General features: G+C 66.3%; 13 protein-coding genes. 7 read left to right on the top strand and 6 right to left on the bottom strand.

Features of this window, described 5'->3' with window-relative positions:
* Positions 1–82 precede the first annotated feature (82 nt).
* Complete coding sequence (locus tag ACRQ5J_RS02140; RefSeq protein ID WP_432380939.1) at positions 83–535, top strand: GNAT family N-acetyltransferase; 453 nt, start codon at positions 83–85, stop codon at positions 533–535.
* On the opposite strand, the gene ACRQ5J_RS02135 is transcribed toward ACRQ5J_RS02140, so the two are convergent.
* The 3 genes from ACRQ5J_RS02135 to ACRQ5J_RS02125 form a co-directional block, all read right to left on the bottom strand.
* Complete coding sequence (locus ACRQ5J_RS02135) at positions 532–1,794, bottom strand: sensor histidine kinase (protein WP_432380938.1); 1,263 nt, start codon at positions 1,792–1,794, stop codon at positions 532–534. The two genes, ACRQ5J_RS02140 and ACRQ5J_RS02135, sit on opposite strands and share 4 nt — an antisense overlap.
* Entirely contained in the window at positions 1,784–3,283 is a 1,500-nt protein-coding gene (locus ACRQ5J_RS02130; RefSeq protein WP_432380937.1) for a sigma-54-dependent transcriptional regulator, read from the bottom strand. Before ACRQ5J_RS02130 ends, ACRQ5J_RS02135 begins: the two co-directional genes overlap by 11 nt.
* A 297-nt stretch (positions 3,284–3,580) precedes the next feature.
* Entirely contained in the window at positions 3,581–3,850 is a 270-nt protein-coding gene (locus ACRQ5J_RS02125; RefSeq protein WP_432380936.1) for a hypothetical protein, read from the bottom strand.
* A 33-nt stretch (positions 3,851–3,883) separates the two neighbouring features.
* Between ACRQ5J_RS02125 and ACRQ5J_RS02120 the strand changes: the two genes are divergently transcribed.
* From ACRQ5J_RS02120 to ACRQ5J_RS02105, 4 genes are all read left to right on the top strand, one after another.
* A complete protein-coding gene (locus ACRQ5J_RS02120; RefSeq protein WP_432380935.1) occupies positions 3,884–4,744 on the top strand; it encodes an efflux RND transporter periplasmic adaptor subunit in 861 nt (286 codons plus the stop codon).
* A gap of 32 nt (positions 4,745–4,776) precedes the next feature.
* Positions 4,777–5,361: an ABC transporter ATP-binding protein gene (locus ACRQ5J_RS02115; RefSeq protein ID WP_432380934.1), complete on the top strand. Its 585-nt coding sequence runs from the start codon at positions 4,777–4,779 to the stop codon at positions 5,359–5,361.
* Positions 5,362–5,452: 91 nt separating this feature from the next.
* Positions 5,453–7,846 carry an FtsX-like permease family protein gene (locus ACRQ5J_RS02110; protein ID WP_432380933.1) on the top strand — a complete coding sequence of 798 codons (2,394 nt, stop codon included), beginning with the start codon at positions 5,453–5,455 and terminating at the stop codon, positions 7,844–7,846.
* 3 nt (positions 7,847–7,849) lie between these two features.
* Positions 7,850–10,246: an ABC transporter permease gene (locus ACRQ5J_RS02105; protein WP_432380932.1), complete on the top strand. Its 2,397-nt coding sequence runs from the start codon at positions 7,850–7,852 to the stop codon at positions 10,244–10,246.
* Between the two features lie 39 nt (positions 10,247–10,285).
* Here the strand turns inward: ACRQ5J_RS02105 and ACRQ5J_RS02100 are convergent, their stop codons facing one another.
* Together ACRQ5J_RS02100 and ACRQ5J_RS02095 are read right to left on the bottom strand one after the other, a co-directional pair.
* A complete protein-coding gene (locus tag ACRQ5J_RS02100; RefSeq protein WP_432380931.1) occupies positions 10,286–11,176 on the bottom strand; it encodes an FKBP-type peptidyl-prolyl cis-trans isomerase in 891 nt (296 codons plus the stop codon).
* Positions 11,177–11,280: 104 nt separating this feature from the next.
* A complete protein-coding gene (locus ACRQ5J_RS02095; protein ID WP_432380930.1) occupies positions 11,281–13,161 on the bottom strand; it encodes a potassium transporter Kup in 1,881 nt (626 codons plus the stop codon).
* Between the two features lie 207 nt (positions 13,162–13,368).
* Here ACRQ5J_RS02095 and rarD point away from each other — a divergent pair, with 207 nt between their 5' ends.
* Together rarD and ettA are read left to right on the top strand one after the other, a co-directional pair.
* Positions 13,369–14,244, top strand: a complete 876-nt coding sequence (gene rarD, locus ACRQ5J_RS02090; RefSeq protein WP_432380929.1) for an EamA family transporter RarD — start codon at positions 13,369–13,371, stop codon at positions 14,242–14,244.
* A gap of 63 nt (positions 14,245–14,307) precedes the next feature.
* On the top strand, positions 14,308–15,975 hold the full coding sequence (gene ettA, locus ACRQ5J_RS02085) for an energy-dependent translational throttle protein EttA (RefSeq protein ID WP_072782810.1): 1,668 nt from the start codon (positions 14,308–14,310) through the stop codon (positions 15,973–15,975).
* Positions 15,976–16,083: 108 nt separating this feature from the next.
* Here the strand turns inward: ettA and ACRQ5J_RS02080 are convergent, their stop codons facing one another.
* Positions 16,084–16,689, bottom strand: a complete 606-nt coding sequence (locus tag ACRQ5J_RS02080; protein WP_432380928.1) for an outer membrane beta-barrel protein — start codon at positions 16,687–16,689, stop codon at positions 16,084–16,086.
* Positions 16,690–16,794 lie beyond the last annotated feature (105 nt).

Raw genomic sequence — 16,794 nt, 5'->3', positions numbered from 1 at the left:
GCACCGTCACAGGCCGGCCCCTCTCGGAGGCGCCGGCCTTTTTCACATACAATCAGCGTTTTGATGCCGAACGAGACGAACCATGATTGACTGGCAATGGCTGGCCTTTGACGATATTCCGCGCACGGACTGGTATGAGGTGCTGCGCCAGCGGCAGGCGGTCTTCATTCTGGAGCAGACTTGCTTGTATCCGGACATCGACGGCTGCGATCCGCTCTGCCATCACCTGATGGGCTGGCGCGACATCGACGGCGTGCGCACGCTGGTGGCCTATTTGCGCTGTGTGCCGCCGGGCGTGAAGTTCGACGAGATGTCGCTGGGCCGCGTGCTGACCACGCAGGCGGGCCGCGGCACGGGCGTCGGCCGGGAGCTGGTGGCCAAGGCGATTCCGCTGGCCGAACGGCTGCATCCGGGCCAGCGCTTCCGCATCGGCGCACAGGCGCACCTCGAAAAATTCTACGCCAGCTTCGGCTTCCAGACCGTGACCGCGCCTTACGATGAAGACGGCATCATGCACGTCGATATGGTGCGTTAAAAGGTGAGGATGAAACGCGCGCCGGCGCCGACCGGCCGCGCGTAGCGCACCGTGCCGCCGTTGGCGTGCACCAGGTGGCGCACCATCGCCAGGCCGATGCCCCTGCCCTGTTTTTTGGTCGAGAAGAATGGCGTGAAGATGTGCGCCGCCAGCGCTTCCGGCACACCGGGGCCATTATCCGATACCTCGATGCGCAGGCGCCCTCCCCGGCTCAGGCGCGCGCTCACTTGCGCCTGCGTGGCCGCTTCGGCGGCGTTCTTCAACAGATTGATGAGCGCCTGTTCCAGCTGGCCCGGGTCGATCATCACTTCCAGTGACGCCGGTTCGACCGAAAAGGCCAGCCTGCCGCGCCACTGCGGCTCCAGCAGCGCCTTCAGGCGTTCAAACATCTGTTCCAGCAGCACCCGCTGCGGCTGCGCCTGCGGCACGGTGGACAGGCTGCGGTAGCTGCCGACAAAGTCGACCAGGCTGGCGGCGCGGCGGGCGATGGCGTCGAGCGCGGTGTCGAGGTCCGCGTGGATGTCGGCCGGCAGGTCGTTCTGCGCTTCTTCCAGCAGGCCGCAGGCAGTGCGCGACAGCGAGGCCACCGGCGTCAGGGAGTTCATGATCTCGTGCGTCAGCACTTGCACCAGTTCGCGCCAGGCGTTGAGGGCTTCGGCTTCCAACTGGCTTTCCACCGGCATCAGCGCGGCGAGACGCTGGGCGCTGCCCCGCACGGTGAGCACGGAGACGGCGACCAGCGCGCGTTCGGCGCCACGTTCGGTGTCGAAGCTGACCAGCTGGCGTTGTCCCGCCGCTTGCGCCGACAGCAGTTGGTTCAGCTCTTGCGGGGCGATGGCGCGACCGGGCGCCAGCAGCCGGCGCGCGCTGGCGTTGAGCGGGACGACGGCGCCGGCGCCTGTCGCGTGCTCGATGCGAAACAGCGCGATCGGTGCATGTTCGAGCCGGGCCTCCAGTGCGAGGATGGTGTCGGACAGTGCGCGCGGCGTGTCTGAGGTGTCGCCATTCGCTCCTGTCGGTGGTGTCGTGGCAGCGGGATAAGCTGCGCAGTGCATCAGGCTTTCCATGCGCGGGGCGCGCGGGGCGAGACGGCGCAGGCATTGCCACACCAGGCTTGCCGGCGCGAGGGCGAGCAGGCCACACAGAACGATGCGGCGCGGCTCGGGCGTTGGCGCGAGCAGGTCGGCGGCGATGGCGAGCGCCATCAGACCGGCGACACCGGCGGCCACGCCCAGCTTGAGCGCACGCTCAGATGCCATGCTTGCCTAGCTTGCGGTACAGCGCCGCGCGGCTGATGCCCAGCGTTTTCGCGGCGTGGCTGATGTTGCCGTTGAATTGTGCCAGCGTCGATGCAATCGCCGCGCGCTCGATGGCGTCGAGCGAGGTCGCGCCGGGAGGTGCGCCGGCATGCATGGCGGCACCGGCGAAAGTCGCGGCGGCGGCGGCACCAGCTGCGACCGTGACGGCGGCAGGAGAGGCCGCGTTGGCGGCGGCGCCAGCTGCGACCGTGACGGCGGCAGGAGAGGCCGCGTTGGCGGCGGCGTCAGCTGCGACCGTGGCGGCGGCAGGGGCGGCCGGCCGGGCAATCGGCAGGGCGGTGGGAAGACCAAAATCGGCGCTGACGTATTCGCTCCCCTGGCCGAGGATCACAGCGCGCTCGCAAGCATGGCGCAAGGCGCGCACGTTGCCGGGCCACTCGTGCCGCGTCAACACATCCATCGCGCTGGCGGCGACGTTGCGTGCAGGCCGCTGGTACTGCGCCTCGTAGATTTGCAGATAATGCCGCAACAGCAGCGGCACATCCTCACGCCGCTCGCGCAGCGGCGGCACGCGCAGCACGATGGTATTCAGGCGAAACAGCAAATCCGCGCGGAACACCGACGGATCGAACAACCGCGCCTCTTCCAGATTGGTCGCGCTGATGATGCGCACATCAATCGCCTCCGGCTTGTCAGCGCCTATCGGCGTCACCTCGCGCCGCTCCAGCGCCGTCAACAGCTTGGCCTGCGCCGCCAGCGGCATATTGCCTATCTCGTCGAGGAACAGCGATCCGCCGCGCGCCGCCTGGAAGCGCCCCGCGCGATCCGCCTTCGCATCGGTGAAAGACCCTTTACGATGGCCGAACAACTCGCTCTCGAAAGTCGATTCCGGCAGCGCGCCCATATCCACCGCCAGCAGGGTGCCGGCGGCCCGGCGCGACGCCGCATGAATCGCGCGCGCCACCAGTTCCTTGCCGACGCCATTCTCGCCCAGCACCATCACATTCGCCTCGGTCGGGGCCACGCTGGCGATCAAGGCCTTCAGCTCGCGCATGGCCTGCGACTCGCCCATCAGCTCCGGCGAGCCGGCGCCGCCACCGCGCGCGGCCTCACGCCGCGCCAGCGCCTGAGCCACCGCAGCGATCAGCCGCGCGTTATCCCACGGCTTGGTGATGAAATCGCCGGCGCCGCGCTTTAGCGCTTCCACCGCCAGCGGCACGTCGGCATATGCGGTCATGGCGATCACCGCCGGCGGGCGCGCCTGCGCGCGCAGCATGTCCATCAGCGCCAGGCCTTCGGCGCCGTTGATGCGCCCCGGCGTGAAGTTCAGATCCAGCAGCACCACGTCCGGCACGCCGCGCGCCAGCAGCGCAGGCAAGCCAGCCGGATCGTTCAGGGTGGCTACCTGCCCATAGCGCCGGCGCAGCAGCAACTGCGCGGCGGTGGCGACATCGGCATCATCATCGAGAATCAAAATATAGGCGGACATGCAAACATTCTAACAGCCGTTCCCGCGCTGTAAACGCCCACTTCCGGCTGCTGTCCGCTAGCGAACAGCAGCCACTGTCCGGAAATGAACACTTGGACGAGGGGCGCACCCAATACCGCCGTTTTCAGCATGGCACAGCGTTTGCAGTAAGGCCCTCATGCACATCGAAAAAAATTTTGAGGCCGCGCCGCCGCACCTTCCTGCCAGCGGCGCCGACATGGACACGGTGGTGCCGCGCCAGCGCGGCAGGCGCATCTCGCTCATCGCCGCCGCGCTGGCGCTGACGGCGGCTGTCGCCTATGCCTTGTGGGCGTGGATGCCGCGCGGCCTCCAAATCGACGGCGCCGACCTGCGCATCGGCCAGGTCGCGCGCGGCGTGTTCGTCGACGAGGTGATCGTGCGCGCCAACGCCGAGCCGCTGAACTCCATCATTCTCGACGCGGTGGAATCGGGCCGCGTGGAAGAGGTATTCGCCGCCGATGGCGCGCTGGTGAAAAAGGCCAGCTGCTGTTCCGCATCTCCAACCCGCAACGCAACCTGGAACTGCTGGCGCGCCAGTACGAACATTCGGTCAGCATCTTCAATCTCTCCAACCTGCGCGTGGCGCAGCAGGCCAGCGCCAGCGACCACCAGCGCCGTCTGGACGACCTGCAATTCGCGCTCGATCAGGCGCACAAGCAGCACGCGCGCAACGTCAAGCTGGCCGCACAGGGCTTTATCTCCACCGTGGCGCTGGAAGAATCGGAAGACCGCCTGGCGCAGCAGGCGCGCGCCTACAGCCAGGAGCAGCGCGCCAACGCCGCTGAAACCACGGTGCGGCAAAGCGCCGAGCAGCAGCTGGAAAGCTCGATACAGGGCTTGAATTCGGGCCTCAAGCTGGTTTCCGCCACGGTCGACGCGCTGGCCGTGCGGGCGCCGGCGGACGGCCGCCTGACCAATTTCCGCCTGCAGATCGGCGAGTCGATCGCCACCGGTAAAAACATTGGCCGCATCGACGATCCTGCGCGCTTCAAGCTCACCGCCAGCGTGGACGAGTACTACCTGAACCGCATGGCGGTCGGCCGCCACGGCAGCGTGAAACAGGGGGACCGCAGCTACGCCGCCGACATCAGCACCATCTACCCGCAGATCAAGGACGGCCGCTTCACTGTCGAAATGGTGTTCACCGAAGGCCAGCCGCCGGTGCTCAATCCCGGCCAGAGCCTGGACGCGCGCATCACGCTGGGCGAGCCGGCGAGCGCGCTGCTGCTGCCGAACGGCGCCTTCATCAACGACAGTGGAGGCGCCTGGGTGTATGCGCTGGACGAAGACGGACGCGGAGCGCAGCGGCGCGCGGTGCGTACCGGCCGCCGCAGCAACAGCCAGATCGAAGTGCTGGACGGCCTGAAAGCCGGCGACAGGGTGATCCTGTCCAGCTATGCCGCTTACGGAAATTCACCACGTTTGCAGATTACGCAGTAACCTCTTATCCATTCACCAAAAGGCACACGCATATGCTCAAACTCGTCGGCATCAGCAAAGTTCACCAGGCAGGGGAAATCCAGACCACGGCGCTCGACCGCATCGACCTGGAAATCGAAGCGGGCGAATACGTCGCCATCACCGGCCCTTCCGGCTGCGGCAAGTCGACCATGCTCGGCATCCTCGGCCTGCTGGACGTGCCGACGCGCGGCGAATACTGGTTCGAGGGGCAGAACATCGCCGGCTGGAGCGAGGCGCAACTGAACAAGCTGCGGCGCGGCCGCATCGGCTTCATTTTCCAGAGCTTTAACCTGATCGAAGAGCTGACGGTATTTGAAAACGTCGAACTGGCGCTAGAATACAACGGCACGCCGGTGCGCCAGCGGCGCGAGCGTGTGACGGCGATGCTTGACAAGCTTGGTGTCGGCCACCGCGCCAGCCATCGGCCTTCGCAGCTGTCGGGGGCCAGCAGCAGCGGGTGGCGATCGCGCGCGCGCTGGTGTCCGGCCCCGCCGTGCTGCTGGCCGACGAGCCGACCGGTAATCTCGACAGCGCCCACGGCGATGAAGTCATGCGCCTGCTGCGCGACATCAACGCCGAAGGCACGACGGTGGTGATGGTCACCCACTCGCCAGACCACGCGGCGCAAGCCTCGCGCACGTTGAACCTGCTGGATGGCCGCATCATGGTCGACGCGCTGCGGGCGGCATGATGCGCGACTTCCGCATCGGCTGGCGGCTGCTGTTGCAGCAGCCGGCCTACTCGCTGGTGGTGGTGGGCGGACTGGCGGTGGGCTTCGCCGCCTGCTTCCTGCTGTTCGGCTACGTGGCATACTGCCTCAACTACAACAGCAGCATCCCTGACAATGACCGCGTGGTAGCGGTCAAGCAGCGCATCAACGTCTTCCCACGGCCGGACTGGCAACTGATGTCTTTGCTGTCGCTGCGCGACGTGGCGCGCGACAGTGGCATGGTCGAGGAATCGATCATGATGAAGGACGTTGATGTGCGCCTGCGCGCCGGCGCCGAGCTGCGTGCACTGGACTTGCGCGTCACCGATCCAGCCTTCCGCACCCTGTTCAACGTGCGCGCCATCGAAGGCGATTTGCAGGCGGCGCTGACGCAGCCCGACGGCCTGGCGCTGACGCGCAGCGGCGCCGCCAGGCTGTTCGGCGCACAGGCGGCGCTGGGCAAAAGCGTGCAGGCCGGCGACGTGACCTTGCAGGTGCGCGCCGTGCTGCCCGATCCGGCGGCCAATAGCAGCCTGCGATACGAGGCGCTGGTCGGCACCGCCAGCAGCGCGTGGCCGGAGCGCGGGACCGCGTTCACCAAGCCGACCCGCGCCATGCTGTTCATGAAGCTGAAGTCCAGCGGCTCGCTTGATGCGCTGACGACGCTGTTGCAGGAAGCCGGCGAGCGCGATCCTTTCAACCAGCGCATGAAAAGCGGCTCGATGGGCAAGCGCCTGAACGGCCGCAATGTCGCCGATATACGCCTGCTGCCGCTGCGCGACGCCTACTTCGACGAAGACCTGGCTGCCAGCCGCGCCGGCGACAGCTACGGCCGGCGCGGCAGCGTATTCGGACTGGCGGCCGGGGGCCTGCTGATCCTGCTGCTGGCATCGATCAACTACGTCAACCTGGCCACCGTGCGCACGCTGCGCCGCCAGCGCGAGATCGGCCTGCGCAAGCTGCTCGGCGCCGGCACCGGCCAGCTGATACGCCAGTTCCTCAGCGAGGCGGTATTGACCGCCGCGCTGGCGGCCGGCATTGGCCTGATGCTGGCGTGGCTGCTGCTGCCGACCTTCGCCGACATGGTGAACCGCCGCTTGGACGGTATCTTCACGCCGCTGCATTGCCTGGCCGCGCTGGGCTTCAGCATCGTCATCGGCGTTTGCGCCGGGGCTTATCCGGCATGGCTGGCGCTCCGTGCACGTCCCGCCGCCGCGCTGGCGGGACGCGGCAACAGCGAGACAGTGGCCGGCCTATGGCTGCGCCGCGTTCTGACCGTGCTGCAGTTCGGCAGCGCCATGGCGCTCAGCGCCGGCACGCTGGCGGTGGCGTGGCAAACCTGGTACGCCACCCATGCTTCGCCGGGCATCGATACCAGTCGCCTGCTGGTGCTGGACCTGCCGTTCGATGCGGGCGACAAGCCGCAAGGCCAGGCCTTCATCGATCAGTTGCGCCGGCTGCCCGGCATCGACAGCGTCTCCACCATATCCGAAGCGGTGGGGCGCGACGGCATCAAGCTGACCAACGTCGTCGCCGGCAGGGATGGCGGCGAGATGCCGATGGAGGCGAAGTTCGTCAGCGCCAACTGGTTCGAGGCCAACGGCCTGCGCGCGCTACACGGCAAAACCTTCAACCCGCGCCTCGATCCACTCGACAACAAGGATGTCGGCGGCGTGATGCTGAACGCGGAAGCGGCGACGGCGCTGGGCTACGCCACGCCGCAGCAAGCCGTAGGCCAGGCATTGCCGCCGGGCGGTGCGCAGATCATCGGCATCGCGCCGGAGGTGCGCTTCCAGGGCCTGCATTCCGCGCCGAAGGCGCTGATCTACCGCGCCCGGCCTGGCAGCGTGGTGATGCTGCGCACCGCCGTCGGCGTGGATGCGGCGTACAGCTTGATCGAACCGGCATGGCGGCGCAGCTTCCCCAACGACATCCTGGAAATCAAGACGCAGCAAGCGATACTGGCGGAACGCTACGCGGCGGATACGCGATTGATGCGCATCCTTGCCATCACCAGCGTTACCGCGATCGCGCTGGCGGCGTTCGGCATTTACGTGCTGTCTGCCTACAGCGTGCAGCGCAGCCGGCGCGAGATCGTGCTGCGCAAGCTGCACGGCGCGGGACGCAAAGACATCGCGCTGCGACTGGCGCGCGAGTTCTCGCTGCTGGTGGGCGCCGGTGCGGCGATCGGCCTGCCGTTGGCGGCCGTCGCCACCCAGCGCTACCTTGCCGGCTACACCGAACACGCGCCGGTCGGCGGCTGGACGCTGGCCGCCGCGCTGCTGCTGGCGATGCTGGTGGCGCTGATCGCCACCACGCGCCATACGCTGACCGCCGTTCGCATGCCGCCGATACTCGCGCTGAAGGATTGAGCCATGCTGAATTTTCGCTTTGCATGGCGCCTGCTATGGCGCCATCCCTTGGGTTCCGCGGTGGAGCTGCTCGGCCTCGCGGTCGGCTTTGCGGTTTGCTTTTTGCTGATGGGCTTTGTGCACTACTCGTTCAGCTACGACAGCGATGTGCCGCAGCGCGAGCAGGTGTACATCATCAAGCACCGGCTCAACTTTATTCCGCAGCCGCAGTGGATGGAGTACACGCCGTTTGCGCTGCGCGACGTGGCCTTGCAGAGCGGCCTGCCGTTGCAGGCCAGCGTCTGGTGGCCCAACCAGGCGAGCCTGAATCAGCAGGGCGTGGTGCGCATGGTGGAGTTTACCGCCGTCGATCCGGCTTTCGAGCAGATCGCCGGATTGCGTGCCTTGCAGGGCAATCTGCAACAGGCGCTGACGCTGCCTGACGGCGTCGCCGTGACACAGCAGGCAGCGCGCCAGCTGTTCGGCACCAGTGAGGCGCTAGGCCGCGTCATCATGCTCAATACGCAAACGCTGCAAGTGCGGGCCGTGCTGCCGGACCGGCCGTCCAACAGCACCATGCAGTTCGGCATATTGGTCGGCACCGGCACGGCATTGTGGTCGGAACGCGAGCGGCGCGAGGCGCTATCCAACTGGATGGGCATTGCCGGCCGCATTTACGTCAAGACCAGCGCCAGCCCGGAAGCGCTGCAGCGGATGCTGCAAGGCGTGATCGACAAGGCGCCGTGGGACAGCCTGGCCACGCCGGAGATGAAGGCCGCGCTAGCCAAGCGCAAGATGGTCGATGTCGCGCTTGGCCCGCTGGCCGACGCCTACTTCGACCGCAGCGTGGCCAATACCATGGGCACCGGCCCGCGCGGCGACATGCGCATGGTACTGGCGCTCGGCGCGGCAGGCTTGCTGATCCTGCTGCTGGCGGTGGTCAACTACGTCAACCTGGCCACGGTGCGCGCCATGCGCCGCCAGCGCGAGATCGCTGTACGCCGTGTGATGGGCGCCGGCACCCGGCAGTTACTGATGCAGTTCATGAGCGAGGCGCTGCTGCTGTCCACCGCCGCCGCCGGCGTCGGAGTGCTACTGGCATGGCTGCTGTTGCCAGTGACCGCCGAACTGCTGCAACGGCAGCTCGACGACCTGTTCACACCGCAGTCGGTGGCGGCCTGTCTGGGGTTCGGCGCGCTGGTGGGCGCGTTGGCTGGCGCCTATCCGGGCTGGCTGGCGCGCGGCGTCGATATGCGCGCCACGCTGGCCCAGCGCAGCGGCGATACGCCTGGCGGCGCATGGCTGCGCCGCGTGCTGACGGCGGTTCAGTTCAGCGCCGCCATCGGCATGGGCAGCGTGGCGCTGGCGATCCTGTGGCAGACGCAATTTGCCGCAGCCGCGTCGCCTGGCTTCGATCCGACGCCATTGCTGGCGGTCGACATGCTGGCGCCGGCCAGCGGACCGCAGGCCGACGCGCTGCGCGAAGCAGTGGCGCAGGTGCCCGGTGTCGTTGCCGTCAGCTGGAGCGGCAACATTCCCGGCCGTGACGACCACACCGGCACGCGCGGCAGCACCACCGTGCTGCGCAACGACGGCAGCAATCTGGCACTGTCGTTGCAGATGGTCGGGGCGGACTTCTTCAAGGTGTATGGCGTGCCGGCGCTGGCCGGCCGCGTGTTCGACGCGCGCGAGCGGCAAGCGGCGGAAGGTGAGCAAAACGTGCTGCTGAACCAGGCGGCGGTGACGGCGCTCGGCTGGGCCTCGCCGCAGCAGGCGCTGGGCCAGCGCATCAACGGCAGCGCGCTGCGCGTGGTCGGCGTGGTCCCGGAAATACGCTGGGAAACCTTGCGCGACCCGGTGCGGCCGCTGATGTACACGGTATTGCGCGACAATGGCCTGCTGACGGTGCGCCTGAACGGCGCGCGCGCCGCTGTGGAGCCGGCCATCACCGCCATCTGGCAGCGTCATTATCCGGCACAGCCGGTGTCGATCCGCCCGGTGGCCAGCTACCACGCGCAAGCATATGCCGACGACGTGCGGCTGGCGCACCTGCTGGCCTGCGCCACCATGGTGGTGCTGGTGCTGGCGGCATTCGGCATTTACGTGCTGGCGGCGCACAGCGTGCAGCGGCGCGCACGCGAGATTGTGCTACGCAAGCTGCATGGCGCCGGCCCTTCTGCGATTGCGCGACTGGTCGGGCGCGAATTCGTGCTGCTGACCGGCGCGGCGGCGCTGCTGGCGTTGCCGGCGGCCTGGCTGGCGATCGCGCGCTACCTGGCGCCGTTTGCCGCGCGTGCGCCGCTGGCCGGCTGGGCGCCGCCGGCGGCGGTGGCGCTGGCCGTGCTGGTAGTAGTCATCGCCACCGCGCGCCACACCTGGACCGCCTTGCGCATCGCCCCGGCGCGCGCGCTGCGCGAATAAAAAAGGCAGCCGAAGCTGCCTTTCTTTGCGCCGCGCCGCTTACTGCACGGTCAACAGCTCGATGTCAAACACCATCGCCGTATTGGCCGGCACCGCGCCGGACGAGCTGCCCGCCGTGCCATAGCCTTCCGAGGCTGGAATGATAACGGTGCGCTTGCCGCCCGCTTGCATGCCCGTCACGCCGGTGCTGAAGCCTGCGACCACGCCGGTGCCGACGGTGAACCCGAAGCTGGTATTGGTATCAAATTGCGTGCCCTTGAAGTTGGAGCGTGTGCCGTCGTACAACCAGCCGGTGTAGCGCACGGTGACAGCCTTGCCGGCAGTGGCGGTGGCGCCGGTGCCGACAGTCACCTCGGTGATGGTGGTGACAGTTGGCGGCGGCGTGGTCGGGATATACACGGCCTTGGAGATGCTCACCATTTCAAAGTCGAACACCATCGGCGAGTTGGCCGTGATCGCAGGGTAGGTGATGCCATTGACCGTTACCGCGTCGCGCGTGTTGGCGCCATAGGCCAGGTTGGCCGGCAGGATGGCGGTGCGGTTGCCGCCGGCGCGCATGCCGATCAGCGACTGGTCCCAGCCGGCGCCGACGCCGACGCCGAACGCGCCGGCGCCGGTGCTCGGCGTGAACGAGCCGGCGCCCACGCCGACCGTGTAGGTGAAGGTCAGGTTGCTGTCGTAGGTGCTGATGACTTTGGCACCGCGGTTGCCGTTGGCGGTGGCGGCGGCGTCATACAGGTAGCCGTTGTACTTGATGGTCACGGTGTCGCCGGCCGCCGCCACCAGGTCGCCGGTGCCGACCTTGGTCTCGGTCAGCTTGTAGGCCGGCTGCGCCACGACCACTTCGACCGGGGTTTTATCGCCGCCGCCGCAGGCGACCAGGGTTGCTGCGCAAGCCGCAGCAACGATAAGTTGCAACATCGCTTTCATATTTACCTTTGATGAGTATTCGTATTCGGTAGTCCCGGCGCAGAAGTTTAGCAGACGTCAACGCTTCCGCTCCCGGCACTACATTCAGTTACATATTTTTGTCTTCAAATTTCCACTTGCGTGCCAAGTTCGATCACGCGGTTGGGCGGAATCTGGTAGTAGTCGGCGGCGCCGCGCGCGTTGCGCGACATGGCCACGAACAGGTGCTCGCGCCAGGTCGCCATGCCCTGCCCCGGCGCCGAAATCACCGTCTGGCGGGCGATGAAGAACGAGGTCTCCATCATCTCGAACGGCAGGCCGATGCACTCGCACTGCTGCAGCGCGCGCGGAATGTCCGGTTCATCCTTGAAGCCGTAGTAGATGTTGAGCTGGTAGCACTGGTGGCCGAGGTCGGTGATCCTGACCTGCTCGGCCTCCGGCACATACGGCTCCTCGACGATGTGCACGGTGACAAACACCACGCGCTCGTGCAGCACCTTGTTGTGCGACAGGTTGTGCAGCAGCGCGTGCGGCACGCCGTCGCTCTCGCCGCGCATGAAGATGGCGGTGCCGTAGACGCGCGTCGGCGGCGCCACGAACAGCGAGGACAGGAATTCCTCCAGCGGAATCGCGTGCTTTTGCAGGTTCTCGAACACCAGCTGGCGGCCGCGCTTCCAGGTCAGCATGACGGTAAACAGCACCACCCCCAGCAGCAGCGGGAACCAGCCGCCGTGGAACAGCTTCAGCGTGCTGGCCGAGAACAGCGCGATGTCCAGCGTCAGGAACATGCCGGTGGCGCCGATGCACAGCGCCAGCGGCAGGTGCCAGCGGTAGCGGATGACGAAGAAGGTCAGCACGGTGGTGGCCAGCATGGTGGCGGTGACGGCGATGCCGTAGGCGCCGGCCAGCTTGTCGGACGAGCCGAAGCCGATCACCGCCAGCAGCACCACGATCAGCTGCAGCCAGTTGACGGCCGGGATGTAGATCTGGCCGATCTCGCTGGCCGAGGTGTGCAAGATGCGCATGCGCGGCAGCAGGCCCAGCGCGATGGCCTGCTTGGTCATCGAGAAGGTGCCGGAAATGGTGGCCTGCGAGGCGATCACCGCGGCCGCCGTCGACAGCACCACCAGCGGGTAGACCGCCCAGTCGCCCAGCTGGTGGAAGAACGGGTTGTCGACGGTGTCCGGGTGCATCAGCAGCAGCGCGCCCTGGCCCAGGTAGTTCAGCGCCAGCGCCGGGAACACGATCATGAACCAGGCGGCGCGGATCGGCTTCTTGCCGAAGTGGCCCATGTCGGCGTACAGCGCCTCGGCGCCGGTCAGCGCCAGCACCACGGCGCCGATGGCGACGAAGGCGATCATGCGGTTTTCATACATGAAGCGCAGCGCGTGGAAGGGATTGAGCGCGGCCAGGATCTGCGGCGCCTCGACGATGTTGATCACGCCCATGACGGCCAGCGCGGCGAACCACAGCACCATGACCGGGCCGAAGAAGCGGCCGATGCCGGCGGTGCCGTGGCGCTGCATGGCGTACAGCGAGATCAGCACGATGATGGTCAGCGGCACGATGTACTGTTCCAGGCCCGGCGCGGCCACCTCCAGGCCCTCGATCGCGCCCAGCACAGAGATGGCCGGGGTGATCACGCTGTCGCCGTAGAACATGGTGGCGCCGAACACGCCCAGCAGCATCAGCGGGAAGTGCCAGCGCGGCGCCGCCTTCGACACCGAATTCAGCGCCAGCGCCATCAGCGCCATGATGCCGCCCTCGCCGCGGTTGTCGGCGCGCAGCACCAGCGTCACGTACTTGAGCGAGACGATGATGGTCAGGCCCCAGAAGATCAGCGAAATGATGCCCAGCAGGTTGGCTTCGCTCAGCGCCAGGCCGTGCTCGGGATCGAAGATGGTTTTCAGGGTATAGAGGGGACTGGTACCGATGTCGCCGTAGACGATACCGATCGCGGCCAGCGTCAGCGCCGCCAGACTGCTTTTCTTGTGTTGCTCGGTCAAGATTGCACCTGTTGTTGTTTTGGTGCATTGCACAATAGGTGATGTATATGCAAAAGGCAAGGATATTTTGGCATTATGAAAACGGTCCGGGCGGTTGATACCGAGAGTGTACGCCGCCAGCCCGGTCAGCGCGAGCATGGCCGCCAGCGGAGTGTGCACGGATGAGCGATAATGTCAGACCGACCATCCCTTTTAGCCCTGTCCCCGATGAATCCCGGTATTTTGTACGCCACCCTGGCCTTCCTGTGCTGGGGCATGTTCCCGTTGTATTTCCACGCCATCAAGGAAGTGCCGCCGCAGGAAATCCTCGCCCACCGCATGCTGTGGTCGCTGCTCTTCCTGGTGGTGGTGCTGACCGTGCGCCAGCAGTGGAAATGGCTGCCCAGGGTGCTGCGCGAGCCGCGCGTGCTGGCCAGCTTCGTCGCCAGCGCCCTGCTGCTGACGGCTAACTGGGGCGTGTACATCTGGGCGGTCAACAACGGCCACGTGCTCGACGGCAGCTTGGGCTACTTCATCAATCCGCTGGTCAACGTGCTGCTCGGCGTGCTGGTGCTGCACGAGCGGCTGCGGCGCGGCCAGTGGATCGCCATCGGCGTGGCCGCCGGCGGCGTCGCCTGGCTGACCTGGCAGGCCGGCCATCTGCCGTGGATTGCCTTAATTTTAGGCATCACCTTCGGCAGCTACGGCCTGCTGCGCAAGACCGCCGCACTGGCGGCGCTGGAAGGCCTGTCGCTGGAAACCATGATCCTGTTCCCGCTGGCGCTGGCGTATGTGGCGTGGCTGACCTGGCACGGCCAGAACACCTTCCTCAACACGCCGTACGATAGCACCCGCTGGCTGCTGGCGGCGGCCGGGCCGATCACCGCCATTCCGCTGCTGCTGTTCGCCGCCGGCGCGCGCAAGATTCCGATGGCCGCGCTGGGGCTGATCCAGTACCTGTCGCCGACCATGCAGGCGATCCTCGGCGTGTGGTTCTTCCACGAGGCGTTCCCGCCGGAACGGCTGGTCGGCTTCCTGATCATCTGGGCGGCGCTGGCGCTGTACGTGGCCGAGGGGCTGTGGGCCGGCCGGCGCGCTAAATAGTGGGAGAATGACAGGATTTATCGTATCCTGTCGTCCTTCCTTGTACCTTCACTGAGATTCTCAATGGCAAATTACGTCTATACCATGAACCGCGTGGGCAAAATCGTCCCGCCCAAGCGCCAGATCCTGAAAGATATTTCGCTGTCCTTCTTCCCGGGCGCAAAGATCGGCGTGCTGGGCCTGAACGGCTCCGGTAAGTCGACCTTGCTGAAAATTATGGCAGGCATCGATACCGACATCCAGGGCGAAGCGCGCCCGATGCCGGGCCTGAACATCGGCTACCTGCCGCAGGAACCGCAGCTGGACCCGGAAAAAACCGTGCGCCAGGAAGTGGAATCGGGCCTGGGCGAAGCATTCGAGGCGCAAGCCAAGCTGGACGCCGTGTACGCCGCCTACGCCGAGGAAGACGCCGACTTCGACGCGCTGGCCGCCGAGCAGGCGCGGCTGGAAGCGATTATCTCGTCGTCCGACGGCGGCAACCTGAACCTGCAACTGGAAATGGCCGCCGACGCGCTGCGCCTGCCGCCGTGGGACGCCAAGATCGGCGTGCTGTCGGGCGGCGAGAAGCGCCGCGTGGCGCTGTGCAAGCTGCTGCTGTCGAAGCCGGACATGCTGCTGCTCGACGAACCGACCAACCACCTGGACGCCGAGTCGGTCGAGTGGCTGGAGCAATTCCTGCTGCGCTTCCCTGGCACCGTGGTCGGCATCACCCACGATCGCTACTTCCTCGACAACGCCGCCGAGTGGATTCTGGAACTGGACCGCGGCCATGGCATCCCATGGAAAGGCAACTACTCGTCGTGGCTGGACCAGAAGCAGGACCGCCTGAAGCAGGAAGAGGCCACCGAGTCGGCGCGCCAGCGCGCGCTGCAGAAAGAACTGGAATGGTCGCGCCAGAATCCGAAGGCGCGCCAGGCCAAGTCGAAAGCCCGCCTGGCCCGCTTCAACGAGCTGAGCGAGTACGAATACCAGAAGCGCAACGAGACGCAGGAGATCTTCATCCCGGTGGCCGAGCGCCTGGGCAACGAAGTGATCGAATTCAAGAACGTCTCGAAAGGCTTCGGCGACCGCCTGCTGCTCGACAATGTGTCGTTCACGATTCCGCCCGGCGCCATCGTCGGCATCATCGGCCCGAACGGCGCCGGCAAGTCGACGCTGTTCAAGATGATCGCCGGCATCGACCAGCCGGACAGCGGCGAAGTGGTGATCGGCAAGACCGCGAAGATTTCGCTGGTCGACCAGAGCCGCGACAAGCTGTCCGACGCCAAGACGGTGTTTGAAGACGTCTCGGGCGGCGCCGACGTGCTGAGCGTGGGCCGCTTCGAAATGCCGTCGCGCGCCTACCTGGGCCGCTTCAACTTCAAGGGCGGCGACCAGCAAAAGATCGTCGGCAACCTGTCCGGCGGCGAGCGCGGCCGTCTGCACCTGGCCAAGACGCTGCTCAAGGGCGGCAACGTGCTGCTGCTGGATGAACCGTCGAACGATCTGGACGTGGAAACCCTGCGCGCGCTGGAAGACGCGCTGCTGGAATTCGCCGGCTCGGTGATGGTGATCTCGCACGATCGCTGGTTCCTGGACCGTATCGCCACCCACATCCTGGCGTTTGAAGGCAACTCGCAAGTGACTTTCTTCGACGGCAACTACCAGGAATACGAAGCCGACAAGAAGAAGCGCCTCGGTGAAGAAGGCGCCAAGCCCAAGCGCATCCGCTACAAGCCGCTGACCAACTAAGCGCAACCAGGCGTAACCAAGCGCGCAGCGGCCGCCCGGCCGCAACGGACAAAGAGCCGGCCTGCAATGCAGGCCGGCCCTTTACTTGAAGAAGGCTACGCGGCGCGCTTAGAAGTTGTAGCGCAGGCCGGCGGTGACGGCGCCGGCTTTGCGGCCGGTGTCGATGTCGGACTTGCCGTAGTTTTCATACTCCAGCGACACCTTCACGTTCTTGTTGATGGCGTACTCGCCGCCGACCGACGCGTACAGCGCGGTTTTGTTTTCGCTGCCGAAAGCGTTGGCGATGCCGGTGGTGTTGACCTCGTTGTGGTTGCGGGCCACGCCCAGTTTGCCGAACACGGCGAAGTCGCGGGCGACTGGCCAGGTGCCTTTGCCGGCCACATAGTACGAGTGCGCGTCGGTGTTGTAGCCGCCGGCAGCACCGCCCTGGGTGTAGTTGTAGCTGCGCTTGCCGAAGTCGGTGTAGCCGGCCTCTACCGCCCAGGTGCTGTCGATGTTGTAACCACCGTAGATCTTGCCTGCGGCCTTGGTGCCGCTCTTGTTGTCGCCGCTCAGCGCGCCGGCGCCAGCGTTGTCGAAGTCATAGCGGCTGCCCACCACGCCCGCACCGATGTAACCGGTGCCGGCGGCGTCCTGCGTGTTCGACTGGGCGTAGGCGGCGGTACCGCTCAGGGCGGCTGCGGAGGCGACTAAGGCAAAGATAATTTTTTTCATGATTTTGATCTTTCAGCAAAAAGTTTAAAAGTGGTCTTGCTTGGGATCGCAGTTACTATTGAATTGCGATGGTTCCAAGATAGCACTCCAACCCATCCACGTCAC

Source organism: Duganella sp. P38, assembly GCF_050859475.1.
GTDB lineage: Bacteria > Pseudomonadota > Gammaproteobacteria > Burkholderiales > Burkholderiaceae_D > Rugamonas.
The sequence above is the reverse complement of the archived record's forward strand: the minus strand, read 5'-3'. Positions and strand labels throughout refer to the sequence as shown.